Annotated in this window: 12 protein-coding genes and 2 riboswitches; of the genes, 7 read left to right on the forward strand and 5 right to left on the reverse strand. The window is 59.3% G+C overall.

The features are described from left to right. Positions 1 to 51: 51 nt before the first annotated feature. Entirely contained in the window at positions 52 to 1,500 is a 1,449-nt protein-coding gene (locus QFX05_RS05050; RefSeq protein ID WP_279741476.1) for an NCS2 family permease, read from the forward strand. 230 nt (positions 1,501 to 1,730) lie between these two features. On the opposite strand, the gene QFX05_RS05055 is transcribed toward QFX05_RS05050, so the two are convergent. Both QFX05_RS05055 and QFX05_RS05060 read right to left on the reverse strand, forming a co-directional pair. Then, on the reverse strand, positions 1,731 to 2,174 hold the full coding sequence (locus QFX05_RS05055; protein ID WP_279741477.1) for a YchJ family protein: 444 nt from the start codon (positions 2,172 to 2,174) through the stop codon (positions 1,731 to 1,733). A 179-nt stretch (positions 2,175 to 2,353) separates the two neighbouring features. Continuing rightward, positions 2,354 to 3,781: an LLM class flavin-dependent oxidoreductase gene (locus QFX05_RS05060; protein ID WP_279741478.1), complete on the reverse strand. Its 1,428-nt coding sequence runs from the start codon at positions 3,779 to 3,781 to the stop codon at positions 2,354 to 2,356. Between the two features lie 113 nt (positions 3,782 to 3,894). Then, positions 3,895 to 4,003: riboswitch (SAM riboswitch) on the reverse strand. A 175-nt stretch (positions 4,004 to 4,178) separates the two neighbouring features. Further along, a riboswitch (SAM riboswitch) is annotated at positions 4,179 to 4,275 on the forward strand. A 4-nt stretch (positions 4,276 to 4,279) separates the two neighbouring features. On the opposite strand from QFX05_RS05060, the gene QFX05_RS05065 reads away from it, so the two are divergent. The 4 genes from QFX05_RS05065 (at position 4,280) to QFX05_RS05080 (ending at position 9,638) form a co-directional block, all read left to right on the forward strand. After that, entirely contained in the window at positions 4,280 to 5,116 is an 837-nt protein-coding gene (locus QFX05_RS05065; RefSeq protein ID WP_279741479.1) for an ABC transporter ATP-binding protein, read from the forward strand. A 65-nt stretch (positions 5,117 to 5,181) separates the two neighbouring features. Next, the gene (locus QFX05_RS05070; RefSeq protein ID WP_279741480.1) at positions 5,182 to 6,246 is read left to right on the forward strand and encodes an aliphatic sulfonate ABC transporter substrate-binding protein; all 1,065 of its coding nucleotides are present in this window, start codon (positions 5,182 to 5,184) and stop codon (positions 6,244 to 6,246) included. After that, positions 6,246 to 7,088, forward strand: coding sequence for an ABC transporter permease (locus tag QFX05_RS05075; protein ID WP_279741482.1), 843 nt, complete (start codon positions 6,246 to 6,248; stop codon positions 7,086 to 7,088). Before QFX05_RS05070 ends, QFX05_RS05075 begins: the two co-directional genes overlap by 1 nt. A 426-nt stretch (positions 7,089 to 7,514) precedes the next feature. Beyond that, the gene (locus QFX05_RS05080) at positions 7,515 to 9,638 is read left to right on the forward strand and encodes an AMP-binding protein (RefSeq protein ID WP_279741484.1); all 2,124 of its coding nucleotides are present in this window, start codon (positions 7,515 to 7,517) and stop codon (positions 9,636 to 9,638) included. Between the two features lie 143 nt (positions 9,639 to 9,781). Here QFX05_RS05080 and QFX05_RS05085 read toward each other — a convergent pair whose 3' ends face one another. After that, the gene (locus tag QFX05_RS05085) at positions 9,782 to 10,870 is read right to left on the reverse strand and encodes a C4-dicarboxylate ABC transporter substrate-binding protein (RefSeq protein ID WP_279741486.1); all 1,089 of its coding nucleotides are present in this window, start codon (positions 10,868 to 10,870) and stop codon (positions 9,782 to 9,784) included. A 234-nt stretch (positions 10,871 to 11,104) separates the two neighbouring features. On the opposite strand from QFX05_RS05085, the gene QFX05_RS05090 reads away from it, so the two are divergent. Beyond that, entirely contained in the window at positions 11,105 to 11,956 is an 852-nt protein-coding gene (locus QFX05_RS05090) for a transcriptional initiation protein Tat (RefSeq protein ID WP_279741487.1), read from the forward strand. 116 nt (positions 11,957 to 12,072) lie between these two features. Here the strand turns inward: QFX05_RS05090 and QFX05_RS05095 are convergent, their stop codons facing one another. After that, on the reverse strand, positions 12,073 to 13,197 hold the full coding sequence (locus tag QFX05_RS05095; protein WP_279741489.1) for a C4-dicarboxylate ABC transporter substrate-binding protein: 1,125 nt from the start codon (positions 13,195 to 13,197) through the stop codon (positions 12,073 to 12,075). A gap of 339 nt (positions 13,198 to 13,536) precedes the next feature. Beyond that, positions 13,537 to 15,120 carry a DHA2 family efflux MFS transporter permease subunit gene (locus QFX05_RS05100; RefSeq protein WP_279741491.1) on the reverse strand — a complete coding sequence of 528 codons (1,584 nt, stop codon included), beginning with the start codon at positions 15,118 to 15,120 and terminating at the stop codon, positions 13,537 to 13,539. Between the two features lie 262 nt (positions 15,121 to 15,382). On the opposite strand from QFX05_RS05100, the gene QFX05_RS05105 reads away from it, so the two are divergent. After that, complete coding sequence (locus QFX05_RS05105) at positions 15,383 to 15,700, forward strand: acylphosphatase (RefSeq protein WP_279741492.1); 318 nt, start codon at positions 15,383 to 15,385, stop codon at positions 15,698 to 15,700. Positions 15,701 to 15,709 lie beyond the last annotated feature (9 nt).

Raw genomic sequence — 15,709 nt, forward strand, 5'->3', positions numbered from 1 at the left:
CGAAACTGGCGGCGCAACAGTACACACCGAACAACATCAACGGATCCTTATATGTCTGAACATCAGAAGGCGGCAGCGCCCACCAGCGCACTCGACCGCTACTTCAAGATTTCTGAACGCGGCTCCTCCATCGCCGCAGAATTCCGCGGCGGCCTCGCCGCATTCTTCGCCATGAGCTACATCGTGGTGCTGAACCCCCTCATCATCGGTACCGGCGCTGACGCATCCGAACGCATCCTCGGTATCGCACCCGTCGCAGCTGTGACCGCACTGGTTGCCGGTGTGATGACCATCCTCATGGGTGTTATCGCCAAGCAGCCCTTCGCGATGGCGGCTGGCCTGGGCGTGAACGCGCTGCTCGCCTCCACCATTGCCACCACCCCGAACTTGACCTGGGCAGACATCATGGGCCTGGTCGTTCTTGCCGGTCTAATCATGACCGTTCTGGTGCTCACCGGCTTCCGTACCGCGGTGTTTGAGGCGGTCCCCGAGTCGCTCAAGACCGCGATTGTGGTCGGTATCGGCTTCTTCATTTCCTTTATCGGCCTGGTCGACTCCGGCATTATCCGCCGCATGCCCGACGCTGCAGGCTCCACCGTTCCGGTGACCCTCGGCGCGGACGGTCACCTGCTCGGCTGGCCCACCCTCGTCTTCCTCTTCGGCCTGTTCCTCACCATCGCCCTGTTTATCCGCAACGTGAAGGGTGCAATCCTATGGGGCGTGCTCGCCTCCACCGCCCTCTCCATCATCCTGGAGAAGGTCGTGCCCTCCGGTTCCGTGACGAAGGCGGCAACCGGCTGGTCCCTAAACGTGCCTTCCCTGGAGGATCTGAAGTTCACCACTCCGGACTTCTCCCTCATCGGTTCCGCTGACCTGTTCGGTGCGTTCACCCATATTGGCCCGCTGGCTGCTTCCCTGCTGGTGTTCACCATTCTGCTGTCGGTGTTCTTCGACGCGATGGGCGTTTCGGTCGGTCTTGCCGCCGAGGCTGGCACCATGAAGGACGGCAAGGTTGAGGACATCGACAAGGTCCTGCTTGTGGACGCTTTCGGCTCCGTTGTTGGTGGTGGCGCATCCGGTTCAGCGAACCAGATTTTCGTAGAGTCCGCTACCGGTATTGGTGCGGGTGCACGCACCGGTTTTGCGAATATTGTGACCGGTGTGCTGTTCCTACTGGCGATTTTTATCTCGCCGCTGGTCACCATCGTCCCCTTCGAGGCCGTTGCTCCAGCGCTGGTCGTGGTGGGCTTCCTGATGATCCGCCAGGCCGTGAACATTGACTGGACCGACTGGGGTCTGGGTATTCCGGCGTTCTTGACCATTATTTTCATGCCGCTGTCGTACTCGATTGCGAACGGTATTGGTGCCGGCTTCGTGGCGTACACCTTCATTCGTCTGGTGCAGGGCCGCGGCAAGGATGTGCACTGGCTGATGTACCTGGTCTCCGCGGTGTTCGTGATTTACTTCGGTATGGGCATCATTAACGGCTGGACTAGCTAAGTCCGACAGTCTACATATTTGCTGGGGGCAGGTTCCTGAGGCGGCTGAGAATGTAAGTTTTCAGGCTGCCGAAGGGCCTGCCTTTGGCGTATCTGGTTCACTCTTGCATGTTCCTTATCGCTCCTGGGCGCGAGAAAATCATGGCAGAATCATTCCGTTTTCGGTATGATTCTGCCATTTCTTCTACGCCCGCCTTCTACACGTACAAGAGGCAGGGAAAGCTACGAGACCTAGCGGACGTCACCATCCACATAGAACCAGGCGCCGCCCACCTTCTCAAAACGCGACAGCTCATGCATGCTACCCTTCACCCGCTCCTCCGCAGGGACACCCGGCACCGAACGGTAATATGCAACGAACTCCACCGTACCTGATGCATCAAACGGGCCACCCGAAGCACCCAGAATATCCAGGCGATACCAGCGGATATCATCCTCCAAATCCAAGGTGGCCGGGCGAGTACTCGGATGCCAGCTCGCTAGCAGATACGCCGCATTCCCGGTCGCAAACGCGGTAAAACGCGAGCGCATCAGCTGCTCCGGCGTGGGAGCAGTCAACGTGCCGGAGGCGACAAACTCGCCCAGGAACCTGCCGCAGCAGGCGCCGTATACCTCGCCGCTCGAACAGGGGCAGCGGTCATCATGGTTAAGTTCAACCTGGTTCAGTTCAATCATGCCAATCAGTATAAAGAAAGCACCGCGTCAAGAAGGTGCCCTGTATCAAGAAAACGGCGGCGGCACAGCACGAAGAAACGCCCGCTCCGCCTGGGATACACATCCCCAGCAGAACGGGCATTCTTGTTTTCAATCGTTAAGTTTGAGCGAACCTACACGGTGCGCATCAGCGACAACGCTTATTCAGCGATTGCGCGAGCCGGGGTGTCAGCCGCCGAAGGCTTACCCACATATGCGCCGCGGTACTTAGCAGCCGGGTGGCTGTCAGCAACCTTGGTGTGGCCCTTACCGAAGATGTTCTCACGCAGGGTGTTGCCCTCGTACTCGGTACGGTAGCGGCCGCGCTTCTGCAGCTCGGGAACAACGTACTCGATGAAGTCCTCGAAGGAGCCCGGGGAGACGTGGTATGCCAGGTTGATGCCGTCCAGTCCGCCCTCGTCGATCCAGCGCTCCAGCTCGTCAGCAACCTGAACCGGGTCACCAACAATGACCTCGCCCATGCCACCGATGGTGGTGTGCTCAGCGATGTCCTTACGGGTCCACTTCTTATCCTTCGCCTGCAGGGTGAAGGGGGTCAGGAAGGACTGAATCGACTCGGTCTGCACGTAGTTCAGGATCTCGTCCTCGTCGAACTGGGACAGGTCAACACCGGACCAGCCGCCGATAATGGCCTGTGCAGATTCGAGGTTCACGTACTTCTTGTACTCCTCGTACTTTGCCTTTGCCTTCTCTTCGGTCTCATCCACGATGACCGAGAGCATTGCGAGGATCTTCACGTCGTCGCGGCTACGGCCCTGCTCCTCGGCAGCGGCACGAATACGGTCGGTCACAACGCGGGTCAGGTCCGGGCGCAGGGCGCTAATGAACACAGCCTCAGCGTGCTTACCGGAGAACTTCTGGCCGCGGCTGGATGCGCCAGCCTGGAAGATCACGGGGGTGCGCTGCGGGCTCGGCTCGGTCAGGGAGATGCCGGGCACGGAGAAGTACTTGCCCTTGTGGCCAATCGGGTGGACCTTGGAGGGGTCAGCGTAGATGCCGCGCTCGCGGTCCTTGACGACTGCGCCGTCTTCCCAGGAGCCTTCCCACAGCTTGTAGCAGACGTCCAGGAACTCGTCAGCAATTTCGTAGCGCTCGTCGTGCGGGATCTGGGTGGGCAGACCCTGGTTCTCAGCAGCCGAAGGCAGGTAAGAAGTCACCACGTTGAAGCCGACGCGACCCTCAGTGAGGTGGTCGAGGGAGGCGTAGCGGCGAGCCAGGGTGTAGGGCTGCTCGAAAGTAGCGGCAGCAGTCACGCCGAAGCCGAGGTGCTCGGTCACTGCAGCCATTGCAGAAATCTGGGTTGCGGGGTCATTCACAGGAACCTGAGCGGCACCCTCAATGGCGGGAGCGGCAGAGTTCTTGTACACGTCGTAGATGCCGACAACGTCAGCGATGAACACGGCGTCAAACAGGCCGCGCTCAAGGGTCTTAGCCAGGTCAGTCCAGTACTTGATGGTGTTGTACTCGGTTGCGCGGGAGCGCGGGTGACGCCAGAGGTCGAAGCTCTGGTGCCCAATGCAGGTCATCTCGAATGCGTTAACTACGATGCGCTTCTTCTGCTCAGCCATCGATTTTCCTTTCGCGAATGATCGGGGACGATCGGGTTTGTACCCTGCACCCCGCGCGCCGCCTCCTGATGCCTTCTGCGTTCGGTGGTGGCCTTCGTGCAGGTGGCGCGTTCGCGCCGTACTTGCCTCTTTTCGTTGAGGCCAGATCATCATCTGGGGCACCCCGCTACGGGAGAGGGTTGCCGCCCGGCTAGCCAGAGCTTAGCGCCGGGACTCATAATCTCGTGGTTTGAGTGTACGGGGCGCACAGGAGGGAGAGCACGTTTGTGACGAAAAAATATTTTTGTGACGCGCAACCGAAATATTTCGTGACAAATGCGAAATATACAGTCATAGAAATTCATACGCGCCCACTGGATTGATTGAGGCACGCCATAGCCCATAGGGTTGGAGGAGCAAACCATCCAGAGCGACTGAGAGACCTGGCTCCACGACGTCGCAGCAACCGGCACAGATTTTTTCGCCCCCGGTGCTAACGCCAGGACCGATGGAAGTGACATGACACTCAACAGTGCAGTACTTGACGTACCCACCAGTGAAAACACCGGCCACCACGCCGTATCCACCGCCGCCGTCCCCCTGAGCTTTGAAAACGTCGGACAATCTTTCCCCGTGCCCGGCGGAACCCACGAAGTTCTTCGCGGAGTCTCCTTCACGGTAGCCCCCGGCGAGATTATCTCCGTCATCGGCTCCTCCGGATGCGGCAAATCCACCCTCTTGCGTGCAGCAGCAGGTCTGAACCGCATCACCGCAGGTACCGTGCGTATCGGCGAGAAGGCAGTGACCGGCCTCGATCCCCGCGTCGCTATCGGCTTTCAGGAACCGCGCCTACTCCCCTGGCGCACCGTAGCCGACAACGTGGCGCTCGGACTGCCGCAGGGCACCAAAAAATCTGAAGGCACAGCATCGGTAGCATGTCTGCTCGACCTGGTCGGCCTGGGCGAATACGCGACCCACCGTCCCAAGGAAATTTCAGGCGGTATGGCTCAGCGTGTGTCCCTGGCGCGAGCGCTCGCACGTAACCCCGGCGTGCTGCTGCTCGACGAGCCCTTCGGTGCTCTGGACGCGCTAACCCGCATCAACATGCAGGATTTGCTGTTGAACGTGCACCGTCAAGACCCGACCACGATTCTGCTGGTCACCCACGATGTGGAAGAGGCGCTGTACCTCTCTGACCGGGTCATCATCCTCGGTAAGGACACCCCGGAGGCACCCGCCACCATCCAGCGCATTGTGACCGTTGAACGCTCTCACCCGCGTGACCGCGCCGATGCAGAGATCACAGCACTGCGTAGCGAACTGCTGGCTGAGCTCGGCGTGGAAGATAACGCCTAAAAGCCGCCACGAAATACATTTCCCGCACATCACACCATCATCTTCAGAAGCGAAAAGATTTCATCATGACTTACTCCCCGTCTCGCCGTACCGCCCTCAAGTCCCTTGCCGCAGCCACCGCTTTTGCTACTCTGCTCAGCGCCTGCGCCGGTGAAGGTTCCGGTTCCGCTAACGCCTCCGGTGTTGCCGGTGGTGGCAGCCAGAACACCGTGACCATTGACTACGCCACCTACAACCCGCTGTCCCTGATTATCCGCAAGAAAGGTTGGCTTGAGACCGCCCTCGCTGCCGAGGGCAAGAAGGTTGAGTGGGTCAAGTCGGCTGGTTCGAACAAGGCGAATGAGGCTCTGCGTAGCGGCAATATTGATGTCGGCTCGACCGCTGGTTCGGCGGCGCTGCTGGCACGCGCTAATGGCTCCCCCATTAAGGTCATTAGCCTCTACTCGCAGCCGGAGTGGTCGGCACTGGTAACCCGCAAGGATTCGGGCATCACCAAGGTTGCGGATCTGAAGGGTAAGACCGTTGCTGTGACCAAGGGTACCGACCCGTACTTCCTACTGCTGCAGGCGCTCAAGCAAGAGGGTATTTCCGCTTCGGATTTGACCATTCAGAACCTGCAGCACGCCGACGGCCGTACCGCCCTGGATAACGGTCAGGTCAACGCGTGGAGCGGCCTGGACCCGATCATGGCTGCCGCCGAGGTGGAAAGCGGCGACGTGCTCTTCTACCGCAACCTAAACTTCAACACCTACGGCTTCCTGAACGCGGCCGAGAAGTTCATTCAGTCCAACCCGACCGCCGCACAGACTATCGTGGACGTGTACGAGTACGCTCGCGCCTGGGCTAAGAAGAACCCCGAAGAGGCAGTGAAGATTGTCGAGGAGGAGTCCGGCATTAAGCACGAGACCGCCCAGGTCGTCATGGAGCGTACCCACCTGGATATTGACCCGGTTCCGGGCGCTAAGCAGGTTGAGGTTCTGAAGGGTGTCGGCCCGATTTTGGTCGAGTCCGGCGACGTTCCTTCCCAATCCGACGTGGACAAGGCGCTGAACAGCATTGTGGACGACCAGTTCGCAAAGAAGGCTGACAACGCAGCCGTCGAGAAGATCGCGAAGGTGGTTGAGAAGTAATGACCGCCGCAACGATTACCGCCGCCTCCAGCGCTCGCGCTGAGCGTGCCGAGAAGCGCGTCTCATCCGTGAAGCTACCGTCGAACCCGTTCGCCGGTAAGCAGTACCTGGGTCTGATTCTTCCCCTGGCACTGATTGCCCTCTGGTACATCCTGAGCACGAACGGCGTGTTCACCCAGGTCCAATTGCCGTCCCCCGACCGTGTGGTCAGCGCCGGTATTGAGCTAGCGCAGCGCGGCGAGTTGGGTCGCCACGTGGCGATTTCTACTCAGCGTGTACTGATTGGTTTCGGTATTGGTGCCGTGCTTGGCCTGGTGCTGGGTGCGCTGATTGGCTTGTCCGCGCCGGTGCGTCTGATTGCCGCGCCGACTATCGGTGCGTTGCGTGCCGTGCCGTCCCTGGCGTGGGTTCCATTGCTTCTGCTGTGGATCGGTATCGGCGAGAATTCCAAGGTGACCCTGGTTGCTATTGGTGCGTTCTTCCCGGTGTACACCACAGTTTCTGCTGCCCTGGCGCACGTTGACCCGAAGCTTGTGGAGGCGGCACGCGCCTTCGGACTGAAGGGTCTGCGCCTGTTCACCACGGTTCAGCTTCCCGCGGTTCTGCCGTCGGTGGTTTCGGGTCTGCGTCTGGCGCTAGCTCAGGCGTGGCTGTTCCTAGTCGCCGCTGAGCTGCTGGGTGCATCTATGGGTCTGGGTTATCTGCTGACCGACTCGCAGAACAATGGCCGTACCGACCGCCTGCTGCTGGCTATTGTGGCGCTGGCGGTGCTCGGTAAGATTACCGACGCGCTGGTGGGCGTATTCGAGCGCTGGGTGAAGGCGAAGTACCCCAGCAACTAGAACCACAGCTAGACACAATACTCAGCACGCTCTGAGTTTTAGGAGAGATGTCCGCTGCGTGGTTGCTCCCCCGAAGATGAGCTAATCATCGCTACGTGCCGGAGAAAGAAGTCGGCGGGGAAACCTGTCGTCTACTGAATGATGATGAATCCCGCACCGCGCCCCACAGCAGTGAGCGCGGTGCGGGGTCTTTAAATATGTCGTTATATTACGAACTGGTGCTCACCATACCGAATATGACGGTCCCCTTTGCGTCCGCCCCCTCGGGCGCGCTTTACTAAGAAGGCAAACCATCCAGAGCGACCGAGAGACCTGGCTCAACGACGTCGCAGCAACCCCCTCGTCAACGCACACACAGACCCCACGGTCGCACAGACAACGGCACGGCGAGCAAGGGTGCTAATGCCAGCAACCGATGGGAGAATAATGGGACTGCCCACCCCCTACTCGTTCACCGACCCGCTGAACCCCACCCCGAATCCCGCCCTCGAATCTGACGAGGCACGCGTCGCGTTCTGGGAGAAGCAGGCACAGCGCCTCACCTGGGCTGAGCCCTGGCACACCGCGCACCGCTTCGAGAAGCCGAAGTCCCTCGGCTTCGATAAGGACGGCATCGAACAGTTCAGCATCCCCGAAATTAAGTGGTTCGAGGGCGGTAAGCTCAACGTCGCCTACAACTGCGTAGACCGCCACGTGGAGGCGGGCCGCGGCGACAAGGTAGCCCTCTACTTTGAAGGTGAACCCGGCGACCGTGAGGCCATCACCTACGCCGAGCTACAGCGTCGTATTGCGAAGGCAGCGAATGGTCTGCTGTCTTTGGGCGTGCGTAAGGGTGACCGCGTGGTCATCTACCTGCCCGTCATTCCCGAAACCATTATTTTCACGCTCGCCTGCGCACGTATTGGCGCGATTCACTCCCTCGTTTTTGGTGGTTTTTCCGCCGAGGCGCTGAAGTTCCGTGTGGAAGACACCGGCGCGAAGGTTCTCATCACCACCGACGGCCAGAACCGTCGCGGCAAGGTCGTTCCCGTGAAGGTGAACGCTGATGAGGCATGCTCGGGTGAGAACAACATTGAGCACGTTATCGTGGTGGACCGCACCAGCGCCTCCAACCCGGTTGCACACGCGGCTGTGCCGTGGACTGAGGGCCGCGACGTCTGGTACCACGACCTGGTGGACGATCAGCCAGACACTCACGCCTACAAACTACATGATGCTGAGGATCCGCTGTTCATCATTTACACCTCCGGCACAACCGGTAAGCCCAAGGGCCTGGTGCACACGATGGGCGGCTATCTGGTGCAGACCGCATACACTCACGCGCTGCTGTACGATTTGCTGCCGGATTACGTGGACGAGAACGGCGTATTGCGCCCCGACGAGCTGTCCGCGGTCAATGACGCACAGAAGGTTGAGTCCACCGTTCACTGGTGCACCGCCGACCTCGCATGGGTGACCGCCCACACCTACGAAATTTACGGTCCGCTGGTGAACGGTGTCTCCGAGGTAATTTACGAGGGTACCCCGAACACCCCGCACTTCGGCCGCCACTTTGAGGTCATTGAACGCTACGGCGTGACCAACTACTACACCGCCCCGACCCTGATTCGTTCGCTCATGGGCGCGTTCCCGAATGGCCCGGAGCCCGGCAAGTACGACTTCTCGACCGTGCGTTTGCTCGGTTCGGTGGGCGAATCCATCAACCCGGAGGCGTGGCGTTGGTTGCGTCAGCACGTGGGCGGCGGCACCGCGGCGTTCATTGACACCTGGTGGCAGTCAGAGACCGGTTCGACCGTGTGCTCGCCGCGTCCGCACGACCCGGCATTCGCGCCCGAGGGCACCTACCCGGAGGACACCCCGCGCTGCACTCCCCTGCCCGGTTGCGCTACCCGCGCCGTTCCCGGCGTGTCCACCCGTGTGGTGGATGAGCACGGCGACCCGGTCGAACCGGGCAAGCAGGGCTTTATTGTGGTCGATAAGATTGGCCCGTCCATGGCTCGTACCGTGTGGCAGAACCCGCAGCGTTACCTGGAATCCTACTGGCGTCACTACGGCGAGCACGGCTGGTTTCTGGCCGGCGACGGCGCGAAGGAAGACGAAGAGGGTAACGTGTACATCCTCGGCCGTATTGATGACGTGATCAACATTTCAGGTCACCGTCTGTCCACGATTGAGATTGAGTCGGCTCTGGTGACTCACCCGGCTGTGGTTGAGGCTGGTGTCTGCCCCGTGGAAGATGAACTGACCGGTCACCAGGCGGTCGCCTACGTAACGCTCACCGATGAGGGTAAGGCCCTGACTGAGGATGAGCTGAAGGGTGCGCTGACTGATCATGTGCGTGAGCACATTGGCCCGATTGCTAAGCCAAAGGATGTTGTGGCGGTTGCTGATATCCCGAAGACTCGTTCGGGTAAGATTACTCGCCGTCTACTCGGTGAGCTATACCAGGGTCGTTCTTTGGGCGATGTTTCTTCGCTGCAGAATGAGGAGGCGCTGGGCCACATTGCGCAGGTTTTGGTGGATACTGGCCGCGTAAGCGAGGCTGTCTAAGCTCCCCTGCTGAGCTGAAAAGTTGCATAGAGTAAAGGCGCGGATACCGAATAATGATTCGGTATCCGCGCCTTGCTATTTTACTGAGCTGACGAGGCTCTTTATCAGCAGTGTGCAGACCGGTTAGATTCCGATCAGTCAGCCTACTTAATCAGGCCCAGCGAACGAGCGTGTTCAGCGGTAATGCCGCTCGGTTCAATGTGCTCGGGGCCCTTGCCCTTCTCCGGGTTTTCGGTCGCCTGGAAGCGGAGCACCTTCATATCGTTTGCCGCGCCCAGGTTGGTAATCATGCCGTCACCGTTGAGGTCCACGGACACCGGCTCGGTGTCGATCTTACCGTTGCTGTTAAAGTCAATCGGCTGGTTGGCGGGCTTACCCTTGTACAGGAATCCAGCCGCGCGGGGACCAAAGCCGCGTGCCTCGTACAGCTTCGCCTCGTTGAGCATGCGATACTCTGCGGTGGAGTAGCCGAAGTAGCGGCTACCGTCAGCCATGGGCACGCCGGTGAGGGTGTACTGGTAGTTCATGACGCTATAGTAGTTGGGCTTGTAGTTGATTTCGTCCCAGCCGCCGTGGCTCAGGGCGAGGTTGTGGCCGAGCTCGTGCACAAACACTGCCACGCGGATGTCGCTGCTTGCCTTGCCCCAGAAGTGCGGGCCGACGGTGACCATGAGGTTGCGACCACCGAAGTTAGCGATCCCGGAGGAGGTGCCGTTATCGTAGTAGTCACCCCAGATGACGTAGTGGAAGGTGCCTTCGCGGGCGGGGTTGAACTTACCTTCGGTTGCCTTGATGCGGTGGAGAGCCTTGAACTCGCTGTCGAGTTCCTGGTAGATGATTTCGTTGCCGCCGCCGAGGTTGTATTTGGCGCTGCGGGCACTACCGGCGTCCAGGTGAATGTTCACGCCGGTGGTGCCATTGGGGTTGCGCACAGGTAGGTCGGCATAAATCTTGGTGATGCGGTCCAGTTCGTCTTCGCTGGGTAGCAGGCCAGCCATGTAGTCCATCTCAACGAAGATGTCCTTGTGGTTGGGGTCTGCGCCCATTGCGGGGAAGTCGACGTCGATTTTGCCGTCTCCGTCGGCGTCGTAGCCCTTCATTTCCCAGGTGTTGGGGATGCCGTCGCCGTCAATATCGGGGCTGTAGGCGTTTGCTGCGGGGGCTGCAATAGTACCCAAGCAGAGCACTGAGAGAGAGGCGAGCGTGATGCGTGCGCTCTTCATAAATGCCATATTGTGTTCCTTAAGTGTGTGTGGTGACCGGTAGTGTTTCTATGGAGTTTTCCGGGAGGACGTCCTCCACAGTTTCCATAATGCTCCCGTTTCACTCGCTATGTGAGCTGGGTGCCACAATGTTCATACATTGAGGTAAAAGTTGAGATAATTTTGAAGATGAGCTGAATTACATTAGAGTATCAGTAATTCAAGTCACATGCATCACCGCATTCTTCATAACAAGAGAGATCCATGACTTCTTCGCCGAACATCACTAATGGCCTGAACCGCCGCGCCCTCATCAAGGGTGCCGTGTGGGGCACCCCCGTCATCGCAACCGCAGCGGCGGTACCCGCCTACGCGGCGTCCACCGATGCGCAGGAAACCCCGACTCTAAAGTTCGGTGTCTTCACCCAGGCGTTCAACTCGAACCCCACCAACGACTTTGACACCCGCTACGGTGTGGACTCCTACACCGTGCAGGTACCCAACATCACCGCAACCTCCACCACCCCGCAGAGTGCCGGCGGCGGCGCCTTCACCCCCGGCGGTAGCGTCGGCGCAGGCCTGTACGGTGGTGCGGGCCTATGGATTTCCGCACCCATCAACTCCAAGGGCGAGTTCCAGGGTAGCACCTGGCTGTACGGCTCCGCGCACCTGCAGGTGACCTTCGAGTTCACTTTCCCCACCGCCGAGGATGTCACCGACCCGCTGCTGTGGGACATCGATAACGACGTTGAGATCCCGGCACTCGCCAAGAGCGAGGGCGGCGCGAAGACCAACAACCCCGCCGTGGCGGCGTTCAACGGCGTCGCATACACGGCAAAGTTCTACGAGCCGATCATCGAGAACAACGTCTGGACCGGTGTACTAGACATCCGCACCTCCGACTTCTTGGAAGCCACCGCGAAGGACGGCGTGAGCTACGCACAGGTGCTGGCTTCGCTGGTTCCGGTGTACTTCACCGAGGTAACCTCCAGCTACACCCTGACCACCACCGCTCAGATTACCAGCGGTAGTGTCGCAATGCAGCTGACCGAGGGTGGCGAGTACACCTTCAAGAACCTGGCTGGTTTGAGAGCTTCGGCAACCATCACCCGCTAAAGGGACAAACATAAACGAGGGGCCCGGCATCCATAACGGATGCCGGGGCCCTGTGCTATTGACCTGCGCTATTGAGGAAGCTTGGCCTATCGGTTACCGTTGGTAGCCGCTAGAGGCTAGTCCTTCGCGGGAACCAACCCCTCAGCACGAGCGTACTCAGCGGTCATTTCGTTGTCTTCAATCTCGCCAGAGAGCTCTGCCTCGGGAGAGTACGCACCCCGCTGAACTTCCTTGCCCTGAGCCTGCAGCTTGAAGGTCTTCATATCGTTCGGCGCAGTCAGCACGGTCTTCTTACCGTCACCGTTAATGTCCGCCTCAACCGGCTCGTCGTCAATCTTACCGTTACCGTTGAAGTCTATAGCTTCCCACGCGGGCTTGCCGTTGTAGTAGAAACCATAGGCGTTACGACCGAAGCCGGTCTTCTCGTCTAGCTTAGTTTCGTCCAGATCCTTGTAGGCGCGGGTCGAGTAGCCGAAGTACTTCGTGCCGTCTGCACGCTCCAGACCACGCAGCTGGTAGCGGTAGTTCATAATGCTCATATAATTCGGCTTGTAGTTCACGTCATCGGTGCCACCGTGGCTCATGCCGAGGTTGTGGCCGAGCTCATGCACGAAGGTTGCCACGCGAACATCGGAGGTTGCGGACTTACCCCAGAATCGCGGGCCAACGGTCACGATGAAGCCGCGACCGCCCATATAACCCTGACCGGAGGAGCCCTTATCGCCGTAGGAGTCGCCCCAAATCATGTAGTGGAAGACGCTGCGACGGTTCGGATCCATATTTTCGATGTAGAGATCACCCCAGCGCTGCATCTTATCGTCCAGCTGCTCGTGCGCCACTTCATTGCCGCCACCTAGGTTGTACTTGGCGCTACGGGCACTACCGGCGTCCAGGTGAATGTTAATGCCGGTGGTGCCATTGGGGTTGCGGATCGGTAGCTTCGCGTAGATTTCGGTAATGCGGTCGAGCTCATCCTCGCTGGCGAGCAGGTCGGGCATGTAGTCCATCTCCACGAAGAGGTCCTTCTTCAGCGGGCTAGCGCCCATACCGGGGTAGTCCACGTCTACCTTACCGTCGCCATCGGCGTCATAGCCCTTCATCTCCCAGGTGTTGGGGATGCCGTCGCCGTCAATATCAGGGTTGTATGCATTAGCGGCAGGTGCGGTTACAGTACCGAGCACCAGCAGAGCCGCCGAGGCAAGCGCGGTACGTGCCGCTCGAGTAGAAAAGGAGAAAGGCATCTGTATCTCTTCTTGTGTTTGTTCGCATGGATGTGCGCGAAGACCCTCGTGATGATGCGAGTAGCCGTGGGTGGCGTTGAGTAAACCGTTGGATCATCAGGCACAGCCGATGCGTGAGAGTGAATTATGTATGCACTGTAGTACGGCACCCCAAACAAGTATGGTGGCGCGGGATGCCGCTTAAAAGAACAGCGGGTCACTGTTTTTCGTGAGGTTTTGACACCTCAGGGCAACAATAACCCGCTTCATCATACACAGCGTTTATATGCCTTGTCCCGGTGTACGCACCGTATTTGCGTTGACATGGCGAACATTACGTAAAAGCGCTCTGATAAGCCTCTATTTAGTCTTTTCTACCTCAGACCCTGCCTCAGCGTTCTGTACGGTAGCCTTCGCCCCGGAGGTCTTTGCGGAGGCGTAGAACAGGCACACAACCGCACCCACAACCGAAGCGGCCAGGGGCAACATCATGGAATCCGCCATTGCCGCCGCGTAGGGTTCACGCAGGATCTGCGGAAGAACGCCGCCTCCAGCACCGCCGTGAGAGCTACCGCCCGCTGCGACAGCCGGACCCAACGCGGAAAGATGCGAGGTAATTGCAGAAGCCATAATCGTAGTGATTGCAGCCGAACCGAGTACCGACGCCATCTGGCGGGTCTCGTTGTACACACCCGAACCGGCACCGGCACGCTCAGGCGGCAGGTTACGAGTCGCAGACACCGACAGCGGACCCCAGATGCAGGCGTTTGCCGCACCCAGAATAATCATCGGGCCAACCATCAGCCACAGGTTGCCGTCAGCAACCATCGTCGGGCGTAGCAAAGCAAAACCGATAACCAACAGCGTAAAGCCAATCACCGCAATCCACTTCGGGTCATAGCGGTTCAGGCGCGCACCCACCGCCGGTGCCAACGCACCCGAGGACAGAGCTAGCGGTGCAGTCATCAGTGCCGCCTCAGTCGGGTTCAGGCCCTCCACCTGCTGCAGGTACAGGGTCAGCGGGAACGCCATGCTGATAGCGACCACGCCCATCGCAGCGATACCCACGTTCGACACGGAGAAATTACGGTCACTGAACAGGCTCAGCGGAACCAGCGGCTCACGCGAGTTAATAGCCTGCCAACCAATGAACAGCGCCAGCACCATAATGCCGGCAATAATCAGGCCCCACACGCTCACCGCAATGCCGGTGCCCATGAACGAATCAGTGATGATACCCCAATCGTAGGTGGTGCCTTCCTGAATACCGAAAACCAGCAGGAACAGACCAATCGCCGAAAGCACCACACCTAACCAGTCGAAGCTGTGCTTCTTCTGCTCGAACACCGGCACATTACGCCACGCCAGGAACATGCCCAGAATGCCGACCGGAATATTGATGAAGAAGATCCAGCCCCAGCTGAGGGTATCCACCAGCACTCCGCCCAGAATTGGGCCGACCAGCGCGGCAATACCCGCGGTCGCACCCCAAATACTCATGGCAACACCACGCGCATTCGGCGGGAACATCAGCGTAATCAGAGACATGGTCTGCGGGGTCATCAACGATGCGCCCAGGCCCTGCACCACGCGGGCAGCGATGAGCGATTCAACATCCGCCGCCAGACCACACCACAGGGAAGCGAGCGTAAAAATACCCATACCGATCATGTACAGGTTCTTCTGACCGAAGCGGTCACCCATACGGCCGGTAATGAGCAACGGCACAGCATACGCCAGCAGGTAGGCGCTCGTCACCCACATGCCCTCCGACAGGGACGCCTCCAAATCCTGCAGCATATGCGGCAGGGCGATGGTGACAATATTGCCATCCACAAGAATCATAAAGAAGCCAACGACGAGGGACCAGAGAGCAGGCCAGGGCTTGTAGGGTGTCTTTGCCGGGTTACCGACAAGAGGCGCTTTTTTAGGGCGTGAACTCAATGATCCTCCAGGGATGGGTTGTATACGGATAGGTATCTGTGTGGTCAGGGTTGCCGCTTAGTGAATGTCCCTAATGTTACTCCTTTTCAGAGCGCGGCTTCGGTTGCTCTACCCTTATTCAACTCTTCACGGCGCATATGCAGGGCAACTAGGCAACAGGCACCCCGCACCCTCTAAACTAAAGCTATAGAAACTGTTAGAGCGCCATCATCGGCGCTCACTCCATCAGACCACCCTCAATGAGATGTCCCCGGGAGGGCCCATGGGTTTCTTTGATTTCTTCACCGACCGCACCCCGGCAGAACCCGCCGAAATCCGCCTCGTCGCTTTCGTGAGCGGCAAGGTGCAGGGTGTGGGTTTCCGTTGGTGGTGCGCCGGAACCGCAAAGCCTATGGGCCTAACCGGCTACGCCGAAAACCTGGACGACGGGCGCGTGAAAGTTGTTGCGGAAGGTACCGCCACCTCCTGCACTCGCCTGGTGGATGTGCTGCACGGTGACGACACCGCCGGACGCGTGGATGAGGTACTTGTCGAGTGGGAGGAGCCGAGCGGCTCATTCCGCGGCTTCGGCATCAGGTAGCTTTTGCGG

Source organism: Rothia similimucilaginosa (assembly GCF_029850875.1).
In the GTDB taxonomy this organism is placed as follows: Bacteria; Actinomycetota; Actinomycetes; order Actinomycetales; family Micrococcaceae; genus Rothia.

Coding starts and splice junctions, on each gene's coding strand:
- QFX05_RS05050 (WP_279741476.1), top strand. CDS start 52: ATGTCTGAACATCAGAAGGCGGCAGCGCCCACCAGCGCACTCGACCGC.
- QFX05_RS05090 (WP_279741487.1), top strand. CDS start 11,105: ATGACTTCTTCGCCGAACATCACTAATGGCCTGAACCGCCGCGCCCTC.
- QFX05_RS05080 (WP_279741484.1), top strand. CDS start 7,515: ATGGGACTGCCCACCCCCTACTCGTTCACCGACCCGCTGAACCCCACC.
- QFX05_RS05095 (WP_279741489.1), bottom strand. CDS start 13,197: ATGCCTTTCTCCTTTTCTACTCGAGCGGCACGTACCGCGCTTGCCTCG.
- QFX05_RS05070 (WP_279741480.1), top strand. CDS start 5,182: ATGACTTACTCCCCGTCTCGCCGTACCGCCCTCAAGTCCCTTGCCGCA.
- QFX05_RS05105 (WP_279741492.1), top strand. CDS start 15,383: ATGGGTTTCTTTGATTTCTTCACCGACCGCACCCCGGCAGAACCCGCC.
- QFX05_RS05065 (WP_279741479.1), top strand. CDS start 4,280: ATGACACTCAACAGTGCAGTACTTGACGTACCCACCAGTGAAAACACC.
- QFX05_RS05075 (WP_279741482.1), top strand. CDS start 6,246: ATGACCGCCGCAACGATTACCGCCGCCTCCAGCGCTCGCGCTGAGCGT.
- QFX05_RS05060 (WP_279741478.1), bottom strand. CDS start 3,781: ATGGCTGAGCAGAAGAAGCGCATCGTAGTTAACGCATTCGAGATGACC.
- QFX05_RS05055 (WP_279741477.1), bottom strand. CDS start 2,174: ATGATTGAACTGAACCAGGTTGAACTTAACCATGATGACCGCTGCCCC.
- QFX05_RS05085 (WP_279741486.1), bottom strand. CDS start 10,870: ATGGCATTTATGAAGAGCGCACGCATCACGCTCGCCTCTCTCTCAGTG.